Consider the following 17,155-nt stretch of genomic DNA (forward strand, 5'->3'; position numbering starts at 1 on the left):
GCAGGATCAGTCGAGGTTTGGTCGCAACCGCCGCTTCGCCGTTTCGAGGTCCACACCGCGGCGCACCGCATAGTCCGCCACCTGATCCTCGCCGATCCGCGCCACGCCGAAATACTCCGCCTGCGGGTGCCCGAAGTAGAAGCCGCTCACCGCGGCGGTCGGCAACATCGCGTAGCTTTCGGTCAGCGTGATACCGGTTGTCCGCCCCGCATCCAGCATGTCGAACAGGATGGTCTTCAGGCTATGCTCGGGGCACGCCGGATAGCCAGGCGCCGGTCGGATGCCGCGATATTGCTCGCGAACCAGCGCCTCGTTCGTCAGCTGCTCGTCCGGGGCGTAACCCCACAATTCGGTCCGCACCTTCTGGTGCAAGGCCTCGGCAAAGGCTTCGGCGAAGCGATCCGCCAGTGCTTTCAGCAAGATGTCGGAATAATCGTCCACCGCCGCCTTGAAGCGTTCGAGATGCGGCTCGATTCCGTGAATGCCGACGGCAAAGCCGCCGATCCAATCCCCCTTGGGATCGACAAAGTCGGCCAGGCACATGTTCGCGCGGCCCTCGCGCTTCGCGATCTGCTGGCGCAGGAACGGCAGCCGCACGGTCTTTTCGTTGGTCCGGTCGAGATCGGGAACACGGAAGCCCTCGGGCACGCTCGCGCCATCCGGGCTGCGATGATCCTGGCTATGCGCCGTATAGACCCAGACATCGTCGTCATGCCGGTGGCACGGCCACAGACCGGCGACGCCGCGCGCCGTAAGCCACTTTTCCGCGACGATCTTGTCCAGCATCGCCTGTGCATCGGCATAAAGCGCGCGCGCGCTCTCGCCGACCACCGCGTCATCGAGAATGGCCGGGAAGGTGCCGGCCAGTTCCCACGCGCGAAAGAAGGGCGTCCAGTCGAAGTACTCGCGCAGGTCCGCCAGATCCCAGTCGTCGAAAACATGCACGCCGGGCTTCAACGGCGCGGCCGGCTTCAGCGCCATATCGGCAACGAAGCCGCGCGCACGCGCTTCGGTCAGCGGCAGCAGGTCGTTCTGCCCCTTGCCCTCGCGCGCCGCGCGTACCGCGGCATATTCGTCCGACACCTTGGTGACGAAGGGATCGCGCTGCGTCTCGGATACAAGTGCCGTCGCCACGCCCACCGCGCGGCTGGCGTCGAGCACGTGAACCACTGGCCCCTGATAGGCTGGCGCGATGCGCAGCGCGGTGTGAACCTTGGACGTGGTCGCGCCGCCGATCAGCAGCGGCATCGTCATGCCCGCGCGCTGCATCTCCTCACCCACCGTCACCATCTCGTCCAGCGATGGGGTGATCAGGCCGCTGAGGCCGATCATGTCAGCGTCGTTCTCGTTCGCGGCTTCCAGAATCCTGGTCCACGGTACCATCACGCCAAGGTCGATCACCTCGAAGCCGTTGCACTGCAGAACGACGCCGACGATGTTCTTGCCGATATCGTGAACGTCGCCCTTCACCGTCGCCATGATGACGCGGCCCTTCGCCTTTGCGCCCGCCGATTTCTCCGCCTCTATGTACGGCAGCAGGTGCGCGACCGCCTTTTTCATGACGCGCGCTGACTTCACCACTTGCGGCAGGAACATCTTGCCGCTGCCGAAGAGGTCGCCGACGACGTTCATCCCGTCCATCAACGGGCCTTCGATCACCTCGATCGGCCGCCCGCCGCGCTCGAAGATCGCGACGCGCGCTTCCTCGGTATCCTCCACGACATGCGCGTCGATGCCCTTCACCAGCGCATGTTCCAGTCGCTTCACGACATCCCACGAACGCCATTCCGCGGCCTGCTTTTCCGCCACCGCATCAGTGCCGCAGAAGCGCTCCGCCAACGCGACGAGGCGATCGCCAGCCTCGGCATCGCGATTGAGGATCACATCCTCGCAGGCAGTACGCAGCTCAGGATCGATCGTGTCATACACGTCGAGCTGACCGGCGTTGACGATCGCCATGTCCATGCCGGCGGGGATCGCATGGTAAAGGAATACCGAGTGCATCGCGCGGCGCACCGGCTCGTTACCGCGGAAGCTGAACGACAGGTTGGAAAGGCCGCCGGAGATATGGACGTGCGGGCAGCGCGCCTTGATCTCGCGCGTCGCTTCGATGAAGTCGACGGCGTAATTGTTATGCTCCTCGATCCCCGTCGCCACGGCGAACACATTGGGATCGAAGATAATATCCTCTGGCGGGAAGCCGATGCCGGTCAGCAGCTTGTAGGCGCGCTCGCAGATCTCGACCTTGCGATCCTTGGTGTCTGCCTGGCCCACCTCGTCGAAGGCCATCACCACTGCCGCGGCGCCATAGTTCATGCACCGGCGCGCGCGATCGAGGAATTCCTCCTCGCCTTCCTTCATGCTGATCGAATTGACGATCGGCTTGCCGGATACGCACTTCAGCCCCGCTTCGATCACATCCCACTTGGAGCTGTCGATCATCACCGGCACACGGGCAATATCGGGCTCCGCCGCAATCAGCTTCAGGAACGTCGTCATGGCGTGGTGCGCGTCGAGCAGCCCCTCGTCCATATTGACGTCGATCACCTGTGCACCATTCTCCACCTGCTGGCGCGCAACCTCGACTGCACGGGCGTAATCGCCCGCCATGATCATCCTCTTGAACGCCGCGGATCCGGTGACGTTCGTGCGCTCGCCGACATTGACGAAGGTGGAAGAGGAGTTCGTGGTCACAAGTTTTCCGTTCGTGTCGAGCCCTGCGACTGCCTGTGAAACAGGCGCTCAGGACGAGCTAAAGCGAGACACCGTGCGATCCGCTCGCGGCTCGTCCACGAGTTTGCTCGGGACGAACGGTGTGAATTGATTACGCCGCCGCCATTGTGAACGGCTCCAGCCCCGCCAGCCGCGTGCGAACCGGCGGCGCCGGCAAGCGACGCGGCGCAACGCCCTTCACCGCCTCTGCAATCGCGGCGATGTGCGCCGGCGTGGAGCCGCAGCAGCCGCCTAGCACGTTCACCTGCCCTGCCGCGGCCCATTCATGCACCAGCCCGGCGGTTGTCACCGGCGCCTCGTCATAGGCGCCAAGCTCGTTCGGCAGACCGGCATTCGGATAGACCATGATCAGCGCGTCGCAGATGTCCGACAGCGTCTTCACGTGCGGGCGCAGCTGCTGCGCGCCGAACGAGCAGTTGAGCCCGATCGTCAGCGGGTTCGCGTGCCGCACTGCATGCCAGAAGGCCTCGACCGTGTGGCCCGAGAGATTGCGGCCCGACAAATCGGTCAGCGTCATCGACAGCATGATCGGCAAGTCACGCCCAAGCGCCGCGCCAGCCTCGATCGCTGCCATCACGCCGGCCTTGGCGTTCAGCGTGTCGAATACCGTCTCGATCAGGATGAAATCGGCACCACCTTCGACCAGCGCGTCGATCTGCTCGCGGTACACGTCTTTCAGATAGTCGAAGTCGATTTCCCGATAGCCGGGGTCGTTCACGTCAGGAGACAGCGACAGCGTCTTGTTCGTCGGTCCGACGGCGCCGGCGACGAAGCGGGGGCGCCCGTCCTTTGCCTGGAACTCGTCGGCGATGCTCCTGGCCAGCCGGGCGCTTTCGACGTTGATCTCGCGCACCAAGCCCTCGGCGCCATAATCGGCCTGGCTGATGCGGTTCGCCGAGAAGGTGTTCGTCTCCGCAATATCCGCGCCCGCCTCGAAATAGGCGCGGTGGATCGCCGCCGGCACCTCCGGCTTGGTCAGCGCGAGGATATCGTTGTTGCCCTTCTGATCATGCGACAGGCCGAGTGAGCCGGCATAATCCGCTTCAGAGAGCTTCCAGTTCTGGATCTCGGTGCCGAATGCACCATCGGTGATGAGGATGCGCTTCGCTGCTTCGGCATGGAAGGATTCACGTGCGTTCATGTCTTTTCTCCCCCCTCCGCTGGGGAGGGGTCGGGGGAGGGCCTGTCACCAGGATCACCGCGCAGGGGGGACAGGCCCTCCCCTGGCGGCCTCGCAAGCGCGAGGAGAAACCTATGCCGCTGCCGCCACCGCGCCGGGCTTCGTTCGCACGCCCAGCAGGTGGCAGATCGCGAAGCTCATCTCTGCGCGGTTGAGCGTGTAGAAGTGGAACTGCTTCACCCCGCCCGCATACAGCTTGCGGCACAGCTCGGCGGCGAGCGTGGCCGAAACCAACTGCCGTGCCTCGGGCAGATCGTCGAGCCCGGCAAAGAGCCGTTCCATCCAGGCCGGCACCTCAGTCCCGCACATCTTGGACATCCGCACGACGGCGGCGAAATTGCTCACCGGCATGATCCCCGGTACGATCTCCGCGTCGATCCCCGCCGCCGCCACCTTATCCCGATAGCGGAAGAACACGTCCGGCTGATGGAAGAACTGGGTGATCGCCCGCGTCGCCCCGGCATCCATCTTGCGCTTCAGATTGTCGAGATCAGCCGCGGGATCGATCGAGTCCGGGTGGCATTCCGGATAGGCCGCGACCGAGATCTCGAAGGGATGCAACCGCCGAAGCCCTTCGACGAGCGCGGCTGCATTTTCGTAGCCGCCGGGATGCGCCACATAACGCTCGCCGGCCCGCGGCGGATCGCCACGCAGCGCCACGATGTGCCGCACGCCGGCGGCCCAATACTCACTCGCCACTGCATCGATCTCATCGCGCGTCGCCTCGACACAAGTGAGATGTGCTGCGGCCGGAATCGCCGTCTCACGCGCGATCCGCGCCACCGTGGCATGCGTGCGCTCGCGCGTGGAACCGCCTGCGCCGTAGGTCACGGAAACGAAGCGGGGCCCTAGCGGCGCTAGCGTGCCAATCGAATCCCACAGCGTCTGTTCCATCTTCTCCGTCTTGGGGGGGAAGAATTCGAAGCTGACGTCGATATCCCCCGCAACATCAGCAAAGAGCGGGGCGTCCAGCGCGCGGCGCGCCTCCTCAAGCTGGTTGACCGATAGCGTCATGCCGCCTTCACCTCATGCAATGCGGCATCGGGCTTGCGCCCGAGCCAGATCTTCACCGTCAATTCGCCGCCTTCCAGCGTCTCCACCCGGGCCGTCTCCAGCCCCGCATTGGCGAACCAGCCTTCGATCTGCGCGTCCGAGAAGCCGAGCCGGGTATGGGCGTCACGCGTGCGCAGCTCCTCCCGGTCATGCGGCGCGAAATCGGCGATCAGCAGTCGCCCGCCTGGCGCCAGTACACGCGCCGCCTCGACGATCGCGGCACCCGGCTGCTGCGCATAATGAAGAACGTGATGGACGATCGCGACGTCCGCCGCGCCGTCCGCCAGCGGCAGCGAGTAGAGATCGGCCTGACGCAGCTCCGCGTTGCTGAGCCCCTGCTCGCCGATCTTCGCGCGTGCCAGCCGTAGCATTTCCGAGCTACGATCGATCCCCAGCGCCGTGCGGGCGCGCGGGCCGAACAGCTCGATCATCCGCCCGGTGCCGGTGCCGATATCGACCAGCCGGCCAAGCGGTGCCTCGCCCAACACCTTGCGCATCGCCGCCTCGACATCGCATTCGGCGATATGGAGGGATCGGATCGCATCCCACTCACTGGCATGCGTTTCGAACCATTGCGAAGCGGAGGCTGCGCGATCCGCGCGCACCGCCGCGAGCCGGGCCGCGTCTGTGGCGCCATCCCGGTCGGGCACGTCGCTGTCGAGCGCATCCACCGCCGCCAGCACGGGATCTACCAGCGCAGCATCGCCCAGCGCCACGAACACCCAGCTGCCCTCCTTGCGGCGCTCCGCAAGGCCGGCATCGCACAGGATTTTCACATGGCGGCTCACCCGCGGCTGACTTTGCCCCAGCACCAGCGCCAGCTCACCAACCGAAAGCTCCATCGTCCGCAGCAGACGTAGGATGCGCAGCCGCGACGAATCGGCGAGAGCACGGAAAGTTTCGAGCGCCTTGGTCACAACAGAAAGATATAAAGATATCTTTATATCTCGTCAAACGATCGATCGCCTCCGACGAACAGCGGTCGGCAAGATATCGTTACGGAGCCAAAGCCGCTAGCTGACGTTGTGGAGCGGACGCCGGGCGTGCCGGCTTTCGGACGAAACAGGGAGAGTATCGATGAGAACCCTTGCCACCGCCACCATCCTTGCCGCTGCCACTGCTCTCGTTGCCTGCAGCCCGAGCGCACGAAACGAAAGTGCAGAAGCCGCCAATGCGATCGGCACCGATGTCAGCACCACGACCCGCAACGCGATCGACGATGTCGACGCGGCGACCGATCGGGCGCTTGGCTCCGCCGAACGGTCGCTCGACAATGCCGGCCAAGACATCGAACGCGGCGCAGATCGCGCTGGCGCTGCGATCGACAATACCGCTGATCGCGCGCGGGATGATGCTGGCGACGCGCTGATCGACGCGGGCAACGCACTGCAGGATCGGTGAGGCCACGCTCTGGAGGGGCGCGCGCCGCGCTCCTCCCCATCACCTTGCTGGCGTCCGGTATCACTGCCGGCTGCTCCTCCGAACCTGCGCCGGCCGGCGCGGTTACGGCGGATGAGGAACGCCAACTCAATGAAGCCGCGGCAATGCTCGACGCGAACAGCATCAGTCTGCGCGACGTTCAGAATAACGGAACCGACAATGATGAAGCGCCGGCTCGGCTCCTCTGATCTGCAGATTGCGCCGCTGGTGCTCGGCGGCAACGTCTTCGGCTGGACGGCGGATCGCACCGCCAGCTTTGCCGTGCTCGATGCCTTCGTGGCGGGTGGCGGCACGATGATCGACACGGCCGACGCCTATTCTGCATGGGTCCCCGGCCACCGCGGCGGTGAATCCGAAACCATGATCGGCGAATGGCTGAAGGCGTCCGGCAAGCGCGACGAGGTACTGATCGCAACCAAAGTCGGCATGTTGCCCGGCGAGGGCGGCGAGAAATTGGCGCCAGCGCGGATTGCTGCCGCTTGCGAGGCATCGCTGAAGCGGCTCGGCACTGATCGCATCGACCTTTACTTCGCGCATCAGGACGACGAGGCGACACCACAGGAAGCGGTCCTCGAGGCGTTCGCAAAGCTGGTCCACGCCGGCAAGGTCCGTGTACTGGGCGCCTCGAACTTCCACGCCGCCCGACTCAAGTCCGCGAACGAACATGCCCGTGCTGCCGGCCTGCCGCGCTATGACGCGCTCCAGCCCGAGTATAATCTCGTCAGCCGCCACCGCTTCGAAGGCGAGCTTCAGGATTATTGCGTCGAGCAGAATGTCGGCGTCGTCCCCTATTACGGGCTCGCATCGGGTTTCCTCACGGGCAAGTATCGCTCACCCGAGGATCTGACGAAGAGCGTGCGCGGCAGCCGCATGGGCGATCTTCTCGCCGGGAGCGGCAAGGCAGTGCTTGCCGCGATGGACGAGGTGGCCGGTGAGACCGGCGCCACCCTCGCGCAGATCGCACTCGCCTGGCTGATGGCGCAGCCCGGTGTCACCGCGCCAATCGCCAGCGCCACCAGCGCGCGGCAGTTGGAGGAACTGCTGCCCGCCATGACGCTGGAACTCACCGCCGACCAGTTGGAGTGTCTCAACACCGCCGGAGCGTGATCACGCTTGCGCTTGCGTTAACCGTCTTGCGTCAGCCAAGCGCAACGTCACCTTACTAGATCCCGAATCATGCTCTCACCGGCTCGCCTTGTCCTGATCGCGTTTGCGGTTGCCGTCGCGTCGGTCGGCTATGCCGCCAGCCGTCCGCCGCCACCGCCGCGCGTTCTCGCGAGCCAGTCGATACCGCCGCTCCGGCCCGCTCAACCGGCCACCCCCGAGCAGGCGGGCCCGCAGTCACAGCCCGCGGCCTACATCGTCAAATCCATCCTGCCGATCCAGGGCCCGATGAAGATGGGCGACCATCATTGGGACGAAAGCGCTGCCCCGGCGACCGGCACGCTCATCATCACCGTCGATCTTGCCGCGCAGGTGCTCAGCGTCTTTCGCGACGGGCATGAGATTGGCGCGGCGGCAATCCTGTTCGGCGCCGATTCGAAGCCGACCCCGCTCGGCGTCTATCCGATCACGCAGAAGAGCAAGGATCACGTTTCCAACATCTATCACGCGCCGATGCCGTACATGCTTCGCCTGACCAATGATGGGATCGCGGTGCACGCCAGCGAGGTGGCTGACGGCTATATGACGCACGGTTGCATCGGCGTGCCCAAGCCCTTCGCCAAGAAACTGTTCGAGACGGCGAAGCTGGGCGACAAGGTCATCATCACTCGCGGTGAGGCGCTGGAGATCGGGCAGGCGGTAAAGGCCGCCTGAGCCGCGGCGCCGCCGATCAATCCCCGGCAAAGGTCAGCGCGGTGATCCGCCGCTCGCGCTCGTTGATGGTCAGCGCGCGGCCCGCCGGCGCGGCGGCACGCTGCGGACATTCCTGGCGGAAACACTGGCGGCACCCCAGCCCGATCGGCATCGCCACGCCGGCAAGGTCGAAGCCGCGAGCGACCGCCAGCGTCCCGGCATGTTCCGCCGCCACACCGATGCCGACCGCAAATTCGGCCGAAACCAGTCCGTATCGCTGCCCCTGCGGCGTCACCGTGCGCGCCATCGTAAGCCAGCGCTCGCCATCCTCCAGTTCGACCAACTGAACCGCGAGGTGCCCCGGCCGATCGAACGCATGGTGCAAATGCCACAAGGGGCAGCGCCCCTCCGCCTCGACCAGCGCCGCGCCGCTCGCCCCGGCATAGCGTTTCGATGACTGCCCCGCCCGGTCGACGCGGATCATGAAGAAGGGCAGCCCCCGCGCGCCGACCCGCTGAAGCGTCGTCAACCGGTGTGCGACATGCTCGAACCCGGCACCAAAGCGGCGCTGCAGCAGCTCGATGTCGTAACCCGTCGCCTCGCAGGCGCGCAGGAAGCGGGCATAGGGCATCATCACCGCTGCGGCGAAATAGCTGGCGAGATGACGGCGGAACAGGCGATCGGCGGCGATCTGGCCAAAGCCGGCGCCCGCCACCAGCGCGTCGATCTCAGCCCGAGACTCGATCAGCGCCAGCTGGAACGCCGCGGCAAAGGTGCGGCTCGACGGATCGAGCAGTTCGGACAGCTGAAGTTGGCGCGCGTGAAGGTCCAGCCGCCGCAGCACGTCGGGCATCACATCGACCGGGAGGATGCGGATAGCGAGGCTGTGCTTCACCCGCAGCCGCTCCGACATTGCGCCGTAGAGGTCGCCAGCCCCGAGGCGGAGTTCGTCGGCCAGCGCCTCCGCCGCTGCGTCCAGATCGGGGAAATGGTTGCGCCACCGGCCGATCTCCCGCCGTACCAAGGCTACCGGATCATCACTCGCGACGGCGGTGGCGGCCCCCTGCCCCATGCGATCGAACGCACGCGCGAATGCCTCCGCCCCGCCGGGCGCCGCGGCCAGCCATTCCTCCAGCTCGTTGCGATCGATCTCCAGGTCGGCGAACATCGGGTCGGCGAGCCGCCGCCGCATTGCGTCCCGCCCACCGCCCGGCTCGGCCGCGGTCAACGCGCGCGGATCGAAATCGAACGTCTCCGCCAGTTTCACCAGCAGGGTCGCTGATACCGGGCGCTGATTGCGCTCCACCAGATTGAGGTAGCTGGGACTGATCGCCAGCATCTCGGCCATCGCCGCCTGGCTCAGCGCCTGCTGCCGCCGCAGCCGCCGCACCACATGCCCCGCCATCAACTTTCGCTCTGCCATGCCGCCACGCTGACGGAGCGGCGTTAGCGTGTCAATTCTTTACAGCAACACAGATGATGACCGCCGCTTGTCCGACCCGATGACACCGAATCACCAGAGTGCCGCGTTGTGAATACCCGCTCCATGCTGTTCTTATAATCGCAGTTGTAAGCATTCACACAGGAGGAACGACCATGGACGCTACCCCGCAGCGCAGCCGCGCCGTTTTCTCGACCGAGGACTTCGGCCTCATGAAGGAAGCCATCGGCGAGTATATCAAGAAGATCGCCGACGAACCCCGCTCGGCCAAATTCTCCAACCTGTACCACCGCCTCGGCCGCCTCGGCTGACCGATCACTCGCCTGATCCAATCGTGCGGGACCGGTCCCGCGTGCCACCATCCGCGACAGGAACAATGATGACCTACCAGGAACAGACCAGTCAGATCGGCCAGCTCGTTGCCAGCTACAATGGCACGTGGGACGGGATCGACGCTGAATCCGTGGCGCGGATGCGGCTGCAGAACCGGTTCCGCACCGGGCTCGACATCGCGCGCTACACCGCCGGCATCATGCGCCGCGACATGGCCGCCTATGACGCCGATCCTGCGAATTACACCCAGTCGCTGGGTTGCTGGCACGGCTTCATCGGCCAGCAGAAGCTCATTTCGATCAAGAAGCATTTCGGCACCACCAAGGGGCGGTATCTGTACCTCTCCGGCTGGATGGTCGCCGCGCTGCGCAGCGAGTTCGGCCCACTGCCCGACCAGTCGATGCACGAAAAGACCAGCGTTCCCGCGCTGATCGAGGAACTCTACACCTTCCTGAAGCAGGCCGATGCCCGCGAACTGGGCATGATGTTCCGCGATCTCGACAAGGCACGCGAGACGGGCAACGAGATTGAGGCGCAGCGGCTGACGCAGGCGATCGACAATTACGAGACGCATGTCGTGCCGATCATCGCCGACATCGACGCCGGCTTCGGCAATGCCGAGGCGACGTATCTCCTCGCCAAGAAGATGATCGAGGCGGGCGCCTGCGCGCTCCAGATCGAGAACCAGGTGTCGGACGAAAAGCAGTGCGGCCACCAGGACGGCAAGGTCACCGTGCCGCACGAGGACTTCCTCGCGAAGGTCCGCGCCTGCCGCTACGCCTTTCTCGAGCTTGGCGTCGATGACGGCATCATCGTGACCCGCACCGACTCGCTCGGCGCCGGCCTCACCAAGCAGATCGCCTTCTCGAAGGAGAAGGGCGACATCGGCGACCAGTACAATGCCTTCCTCGATTGCGAGGAAGTCACCGACCTGTCGACGCTGCGCGGCGATGTCGTGATCGAGCGTGACGGCAAGCTGATGCGTCCGAAGCGCCTGCCGTCGAACCTGTTCCAGTTCCGCGAAGGGACCGGTGCCGACCGCTGCGTGCTGGATTGCATCACGTCGCTGCAGAATGGCGCCGACCTGTTGTGGATCGAGACGGAGAAGCCGCACATCGAGCAGATCGCGTCGATGGTCGATCGCATCCGCGAAGTCGTTCCCAATGCGAAGCTGGTCTATAACAACAGCCCCAGCTTCAACTGGACGCTGAACTTCCGCCAGCAGGTGTTCGACGCCTGGGTCGAGGCCGGCAAGGATGTCTCCGCCTATGACCGGGCGAAGCTGATGAGCGTCGATTATGACGACAGCGATCTGGCGGCAGAGGCCGACGAGCGGATCCGCACCTTCCAGAAGGATGCGGCGGCGCGGGCCGGCATCTTCCACCACCTCATCACGCTGCCGACCTATCACACCGCGGCGCTGTCGACCGACAATCTCGCCAAGGAGTATTTCGGCGAGGCGGGGATGCTCGGCTACGTCAAGGGCGTGCAGCGGAAGGAAATCCGCGAAGGGATCGCCTGCGTGAAGCACCAGAACATGTCAGGCAGCGACATCGGCGACGATCACAAGGAATATTTCGCCGGCGAGGCCGCGCTGAAGGCCGGCGGCGTCCACAACACGATGAACCAGTTCGCAGCCTGATGCGCATGGCGGCAGCGATGCTGCCGCCAAGACGCGCAGGCCCGGCCGGCGGTGCCGCTCAGGCACCGACCGACGGCGCGGCTCCCCCGCGCCGGCACCCGGCAACCAAGTTCCTGGGGAGGAAGGATGCCCGTCGGTGCTCGTCACCGGCGGGCATTTCCGCGTCTCGCTCTGCGCCAAGTTATGGCGATGGAGAGGTGACTGGCACGCTTCCCGCTTGAGCAACGACCGGGGGAATGACACACTCAGCGGCATGAAGCGCGTCGCTGCCGCCGCCCTCGCCCTGCTGCTCTCGCTCGCAGCACTGCCGGCCCACGCCCAGGTGGTCATCACCTTCTGGAGCCATGAGTTCGGCAATCATTTCCCCCACGCCTTCTTCACGCTGCGGGGCACGCCAGAGGCGGGTGGCGAGCCGGTCGACCTCAATTACGGCTTCACGGCCAAAGCGGTGACCCCGGCAATCCTGTTCGGTCCGGTACCGGGGGGGATCGACGTCGCCAAGCGCAGCTATATGGAGGCGAGCGATGCGCAATTCTCCCTCGTCCTCACCGACGCGCAATATGCCGCCATCCTGCGGCTTGTGGATGAGTGGGACGACAAGAAGGGCGACGGAACCTATCGCATGAACACGCGCAATTGCGTGCATTTCACGCAGGAGGCGGCGCGGCGCGCGGGGTTGGTCACGCTAGATTTTCCCCATCTGATGAAAAGGCCGCGTTCCTTCCTGAAGGCGGTGGCGAAGGCAAACGCAGCGGAGGTCACGCTGATCGACCGGCATGGAAAGGAGTATCTGGCGTCGTTAGAGGTGCAATCCCCCGCCACCCGCTTGCCTGCCGCCGGTAGCATACCGCGGGTTATGGGCCCTGCGGCGGCATCCCCGGTCAACACACCCCTGCCGGCGCCGCAATCAGCCCAAGCGCCCGCCCCGGTGAGTTGACGACAGCGGCGGCGTCTCTCAACTCGCCGGCATCCGATTAACAATAACGAGTGTCGGTACAAACACAGGCTTCGGCGGCACCAGTCCAAACGATTTTCAGCGGCCGGGGCGGCGGAACCGCTAGGCGCCGCCGCGGACATTCACGCGACCGCTGCCTCCCCAATTCCGCACTCTTCGCCCCAATCTCATTAGAGGTTGGTTCTGATCAAGCCGCCGTCCATCCCCCATCCGCCGACAGGTTCGCGCCCGTGATCGCCGCCGCCTCGTCACGGCACAGGAACAAGGCGAAGGCCGCAACCTGCTCGGGGGTTACGAATTGCTTCGTTGGTTGCGCCGACAGCAACACGTCGTTGATCACTTGTTCGCGCGTCATGCCGCGTGCCTTCATCGTATCGGGAATCTGATTTTCCACCAGCGGCGTCCATACATAACCGGGTGAGATGCAATTCACCGTGATCCCGTCGGTCGCGGTTTCCAGCGCCACCGTCTTGGTCAGTCCGACAAGGCCGTGCTTCGCCGCGACATAGGCGGACTTGTTGGGGCTGGCGACCAGGCTGTGCGCCGACGCGGTCGAGATGATCCGTCCCCATTTCCTCTGCCGCATGTACGGCACCGCCGCCTTCATCACGTGAAAAGCGCTGGTGAGGTTGATCGCCAGAATCGCATCCCATTTCTCGTTCGGGAAATCCGCAATTGGCGAGACGAACTGGATGCCGGCGTTGTTGACGACGATATCGGGCCCACCAAGCTCGGCGTGGCAGCGCGCGATCATCGCAGCGATCGCCTCCGGCTGGGTCATGTCGGCAGCATCATACAACGCTTCCGCGCCACTCGCCTCGGCCAGCGCCGCCCGCTCCTTCTCGATCGCCTCCGCGTCGCCAAAGCCATTGATCATCACCGCCGCGCCTTCGGCCGCAAACGCCTTGGCATAAGCAAGGCCGATACCGGAGGTGGAACCGGTCACCAGCGCCGTCTTGCCCTTGAGGAACATCGAGTGTCTCCCGTTATGCGCGCGCGTCTGACGGCGCGACCGAAGGCCGCCGGGCGGCCGGAAAGAAATCGCGTTCGTCATGCGCTCGGCAACACGGCCGATCAAGCCGGCCGGCTTGCAACCGCACTTCGCCTTCGCGCATTCATGCCGGGTCAGTAACAAAGGGGTAAGCGCGATGCGGCTCGACGATTTCGATCCCGACATTCGTGTCGAGGATCAGCGCGGCCAGAGCTTCGGCGGCGGCGGTGGCGGCGGACTGCTGCTCGGGCTGTTACCGATGATCGGCAGCCGCTTCGGCTGCGGCGGCATTGTCGTGGTGCTCATCATCTTCGCGCTTTTCGGCGGGCTCGGCAATCTCGGCGGCCTGTTCACAGGTGGCACCAGCACCGCCCCAACGCGTACGGAGCGTACGGCTGGCGGCACGGGCGCCCAGGCGGCCTGCTCCGTTGATGCGGAGACGCGCGCAACCTGCAACGCCTTCTCGTCGGCCGAAAACACCTGGGAGCAGTTGTTCGCCCGCTCCGGCGCGCAGTTCCAGGCACCAAAGCTCGTCTTCTTTAGCGGCCGCGGGCAATCGGGGTGCGGCGCGGCAATGTCCGCAATGGGGCCGTTCTACTGCCCGTCCGATCAAGGCATCTACATCGACACCAGCTTTTTTGACGAGCTTGCCAACCGCTTCCGCGCGGCAGGTGACTTCGCACAATATTACGTCGTGGCGCACGAATTCGGCCATCACATCCAGACGCTAACCGGCCAGTCCGATCAGGTCCGCCGCGCCCAGGCCCGCGCCAGCGAAGCCGAAGGTAATGCGCTGTCCGTACGTCTCGAGCTGCAGGCGGATTGTTACGCTGGCGTCTGGGCCGCACAGAACCGCAACCGGCTCGAGCCTGGCGACATCGAGGAAGGCATGACCGCCGCGGCCGCGATCGGCGACGACAAGCTGCAGCGCGAGGCGCAAGGCCGCGTCCAGCCAGAAAGCTTCACCCACGGTACCTCGGCACAGCGTCAGGCGTGGCTGCGCCGTGGGCTCGAAAGTGGTGACCCGGCCGTGTGCGACACCTTCAGCGGGCCGATCTGATCGGAGCGCATGCCGGGCGCTCGCCGCCCGGCACGTCGCCGCATGTTACAGACGAACGAGCATCTTCCCGGTGTTACCGCCGGTGAACAGACCCAAGAAGGCGTCGGGCATCTTCTCCAGCCCGTCGTGAACCGTCTCCTCGCGCTTCAGCTTGCCCGCAGCGAGCCAGCCACCCATGTCGCGATAGAAGTCGGCCGCGCCCGCCAGATAGTCGCTGACGATGAAGCCCTTGATCATGATCCGGGCGCCGATAACCTTGAACAAATACTTCAGCGACTGGGCCTGGCCCTCGTTGTACACATCGATCATCCCGCACATCGCGAAACGCGCGTTCATCCGCGCCGCGAGCAATGCGGCATCCAGATGATCGCCGCCGACATTGTCGAAGTAGACATCGATGCCCTCGGGCGCCGCCTCGGCAAGGGCGGCGACCACATCACCGGCCTTGTAATCGATCACCGCATCCGCACCGAGCGACTTCACCCAGGCGCACTTCTCCGCGCCGCCGGCAGAACCGATCACCGTCATGCCCTTGGCCTTGGCGACTTGCACCACCGTTGAGCCAACGGCGCCAGCGGCGGCGGAAACGAACACGACGTCGCCTTCCTTTGCTTGGGCGACGTCGAGCAGCCCGAAATAAGCGGTCATTCCCGGCATGCCGAACTGGCCCAGGAACGCTTCGTCCGGCGCATCGATATCGGGCAGCTTCTGTGCTTGCTCGGCCGGCAGCACCGCCTCGTCGCGCCAGCCCAGCATGTGCTGCACCTTGGTGCCGACGGGCCGGCTGGCGGCGCGGCTCTCGACGACTTCACCGATCGCGCCGCCCTGCATCGGTTCGCCCAGCGCGAAGGGCGGGACGTAGCTCTTCACGTCGTTCATCCGTCCCCGCATGTAAGGATCCACCGACAGCCAGCGGTTCGCGATGCGAACTTCGCCCTCGGCGAGCGGCTGAGCCTCGACATCAACCAGTTCGAAATCACTGTGCTTCGGCATGCCCTGCGGACGGGACTTCAGGCTCCAGGCGCGTGGCATAATCTCTCTCCTGACAGGTGGTTTTCGATCGCCGGCTATGCCTCAGCACTCGGGCCGACGCAAAGAGCCCGGGCAATGCCCGGGCTGCCGTTGCTTGTGGTGAAACCTGCCGCGGGCGGGCCGCGGCAGATCTTCAATAGGTGCCGGGGAAGCTGCGGTTCAGCATCCGCCCCTGCGCGTCACCATCGTCAGAGGTGCCGGTGCGGCTATCGCGACCCGACGTGCCGGCATTGCCAGTGCTGCGCGGCTCGTCCCCGAACATAGCCTGGTTGCGTTCCTCGTCGCGCCAGTGGCTCTTCGCCTCGTCGGCAGTCTTGGACAACGTCACTTTGGTATCGACCGTTTCGATCCAGCGCGACGGGATCGAGTGATGATGTCCGCCGGCATCTGCATCGCTCTTGGTCAAGAGGATCCGGTCCCCGAGGACCTTGTCGACAGTGCCGACGTGCGCGCCGTCGGAGCCGACAACGTCCATATGCTCCTCGACCTTGGTCAGTGCATCGCGCTGTGCCTGGCGGCCCGTGCGCCACGTCGAGAATTCGCGCTCGAACTTGCTGCGGTTCTCGCTGCGATACTCGTTATAGTCGCGGTCGAGCGCATCGATCTGATTGCGGCGCCAGCTGTGGTAATCCGAGTCGCGATCGGCATAGGCGCGCTCGTCGTAGCGCATGTCCGCCTCGCGCCGGCGCTCCGCTTCCTCGTCACCGAACCATGACCGAACCTCGTCGCCGGCCCGGGCAAAGAAGCCCCGGTCATCATAATCATAGTCGCGCGGTACCTGGCGGTCGGCACCATAGCGCTGGCGTTCGCCCGAGCCGTAGCCACCACGGCCGCCGAACCGATCGCCGCGTGGGCCGTATCCGCCGCCGCCCTGGAAGCGATCCCGGCCGAAGCCGCGGTCTTCGCCCTGATAGCCGCCGCGGCCATAGTCGCCGCCGCCTTGCCATTGGCCCTGCCGCGCGCCGCGGTATCCGCCGCCGAAGCCACCTGTCGGGCGCTCACGCCGCGCATAGCCTTCATGGCCGTACTCGCGCGGGCCATAATCCCGGGCGCCATAGCCGCGCCCGCCGCCCATGCCGCGATAGCCATAGTCCCGCCGGCCAAAGCCGCCACCATCTCGATCGGAGTCGAACTCGCCGCCCCAATAATCGTGGTCGCGATCCTGCGCACCGGCAGTCAGATAATCGCGCGAACTGACATCCGTCTCCCGATCCGCGCCATAGTTCCGCTGTTCGTCCTGATGTTCCCGGCGGCCGTAATAATCGCCGCGCGGATACCTCTCGTAACCCATGTCGGACACTCCTTGCATGCGGGGGCGCCGCTCTTCTTTGCAGCGGTCGCGATACGGGAGAAAGCTACAAGCCGGCAGGGTTGTTCCTGCCGTTGCGGATCCGAAACGGGCGGCTGCCGTTCTCTTGCGGCGCTCTGGCGCAGCACGGAGCGCAAGGCGAAATCGCCAGGGCGTTGCATCGGGCCGCGGACCCGGCTAAGGGCGGCG

The 17,155-nt window shown here is 65.3% G+C and carries 15 protein-coding genes; 7 read left to right on the forward strand and 8 right to left on the reverse strand.

The features are described 5' to 3' along the window. Nucleotides 1-6 precede the first annotated feature (6 nt). The 4 genes from metH to ACH0AE_RS13160 form a co-directional block, all read right to left on the reverse strand. Nucleotides 7-2,694 carry a methionine synthase gene (metH, locus tag ACH0AE_RS13145; RefSeq protein ID WP_294442183.1) on the reverse strand — a complete coding sequence of 896 codons (2,688 nt, stop codon included), beginning with the start codon at nt 2,692-2,694 and terminating at the stop codon, nt 7-9. 130 nt (nt 2,695-2,824) lie between these two features. Beyond that, complete coding sequence (locus ACH0AE_RS13150; RefSeq protein ID WP_294442182.1) at nt 2,825-3,874, reverse strand: homocysteine S-methyltransferase family protein; 1,050 nt, start codon at nt 3,872-3,874, stop codon at nt 2,825-2,827. Nucleotides 3,875-3,985: 111 nt separating this feature from the next. Then, nucleotides 3,986-4,927, reverse strand: a complete 942-nt coding sequence (metF, locus tag ACH0AE_RS13155; protein ID WP_294442181.1) for a methylenetetrahydrofolate reductase [NAD(P)H] — start codon at nt 4,925-4,927, stop codon at nt 3,986-3,988. Beyond that, nucleotides 4,924-5,883, reverse strand: coding sequence for a metalloregulator ArsR/SmtB family transcription factor (locus ACH0AE_RS13160; RefSeq protein WP_294442180.1), 960 nt, complete (start codon nt 5,881-5,883; stop codon nt 4,924-4,926). Before ACH0AE_RS13160 ends, metF begins: the two co-directional genes overlap by 4 nt. A gap of 160 nt (nt 5,884-6,043) precedes the next feature. Between ACH0AE_RS13160 and ACH0AE_RS13165 the strand changes: the two genes are divergently transcribed. The 3 genes from ACH0AE_RS13165 to ACH0AE_RS13175 all read left to right on the forward strand — a co-directional run bounded on the left by ACH0AE_RS13165 (nt 6,044) and on the right by ACH0AE_RS13175 (nt 8,224). After that, entirely contained in the window at nt 6,044-6,367 is a 324-nt protein-coding gene (locus tag ACH0AE_RS13165) for a hypothetical protein (RefSeq protein WP_294442179.1), read from the forward strand. 198 nt (nt 6,368-6,565) lie between these two features. Next, nucleotides 6,566-7,513, forward strand: a complete 948-nt coding sequence (locus tag ACH0AE_RS13170; RefSeq protein ID WP_294442178.1) for an aldo/keto reductase — start codon at nt 6,566-6,568, stop codon at nt 7,511-7,513. Nucleotides 7,514-7,582: 69 nt separating this feature from the next. Next, nucleotides 7,583-8,224 (forward strand): L,D-transpeptidase family protein, encoded by a 642-nt coding sequence (locus ACH0AE_RS13175; RefSeq protein WP_294442177.1) that lies wholly within the window; start codon nt 7,583-7,585, stop codon nt 8,222-8,224. Nucleotides 8,225-8,240: 16 nt separating this feature from the next. On the opposite strand, the gene ACH0AE_RS13180 is transcribed toward ACH0AE_RS13175, so the two are convergent. Further along, nucleotides 8,241-9,626, reverse strand: a complete 1,386-nt coding sequence (locus ACH0AE_RS13180; RefSeq protein ID WP_294442176.1) for a short-chain fatty acyl-CoA regulator family protein — start codon at nt 9,624-9,626, stop codon at nt 8,241-8,243. 173 nt (nt 9,627-9,799) lie between these two features. Between ACH0AE_RS13180 and ACH0AE_RS13185 the strand changes: the two genes are divergently transcribed. From ACH0AE_RS13185 to ACH0AE_RS13195, 3 genes are all read left to right on the forward strand, one after another. Beyond that, complete coding sequence (locus ACH0AE_RS13185) at nt 9,800-9,955, forward strand: hypothetical protein (RefSeq protein WP_164518819.1); 156 nt, start codon at nt 9,800-9,802, stop codon at nt 9,953-9,955. A 68-nt stretch (nt 9,956-10,023) separates the two neighbouring features. Next, nucleotides 10,024-11,619 carry an isocitrate lyase gene (locus tag ACH0AE_RS13190; protein WP_046409305.1) on the forward strand — a complete coding sequence of 532 codons (1,596 nt, stop codon included), beginning with the start codon at nt 10,024-10,026 and terminating at the stop codon, nt 11,617-11,619. A 136-nt stretch (nt 11,620-11,755) separates the two neighbouring features. Further along, complete coding sequence (locus ACH0AE_RS13195; RefSeq protein ID WP_294442175.1) at nt 11,756-12,556, forward strand: hypothetical protein; 801 nt, start codon at nt 11,756-11,758, stop codon at nt 12,554-12,556. Nucleotides 12,557-12,761: 205 nt separating this feature from the next. Here the strand turns inward: ACH0AE_RS13195 and ACH0AE_RS13200 are convergent, their stop codons facing one another. Beyond that, on the reverse strand, nt 12,762-13,547 hold the full coding sequence (locus ACH0AE_RS13200) for a 3-hydroxybutyrate dehydrogenase (protein WP_294442174.1): 786 nt from the start codon (nt 13,545-13,547) through the stop codon (nt 12,762-12,764). Between the two features lie 175 nt (nt 13,548-13,722). Here ACH0AE_RS13200 and ACH0AE_RS13205 point away from each other — a divergent pair, with 175 nt between their 5' ends. Then, entirely contained in the window at nt 13,723-14,625 is a 903-nt protein-coding gene (locus ACH0AE_RS13205) for a neutral zinc metallopeptidase (RefSeq protein WP_294442173.1), read from the forward strand. Between the two features lie 45 nt (nt 14,626-14,670). Here ACH0AE_RS13205 and ACH0AE_RS13210 read toward each other — a convergent pair whose 3' ends face one another. Together ACH0AE_RS13210 and ACH0AE_RS13215 are read right to left on the reverse strand one after the other, a co-directional pair. Then, the gene (locus ACH0AE_RS13210; RefSeq protein ID WP_294442172.1) at nt 14,671-15,657 is read right to left on the reverse strand and encodes an NADP-dependent oxidoreductase; all 987 of its coding nucleotides are present in this window, start codon (nt 15,655-15,657) and stop codon (nt 14,671-14,673) included. A gap of 133 nt (nt 15,658-15,790) precedes the next feature. Continuing rightward, the gene (locus ACH0AE_RS13215; protein WP_294442171.1) at nt 15,791-16,948 is read right to left on the reverse strand and encodes a DUF2171 domain-containing protein; all 1,158 of its coding nucleotides are present in this window, start codon (nt 16,946-16,948) and stop codon (nt 15,791-15,793) included. Between the last annotated feature and the right edge of the window lie 207 nt (nt 16,949-17,155).

The organism is Sphingomonas sp. 179-A 2A2 NHS, from assembly GCF_045371305.1.
Lineage (GTDB): Bacteria > Pseudomonadota > Alphaproteobacteria > Sphingomonadales > Sphingomonadaceae > Sphingomonas.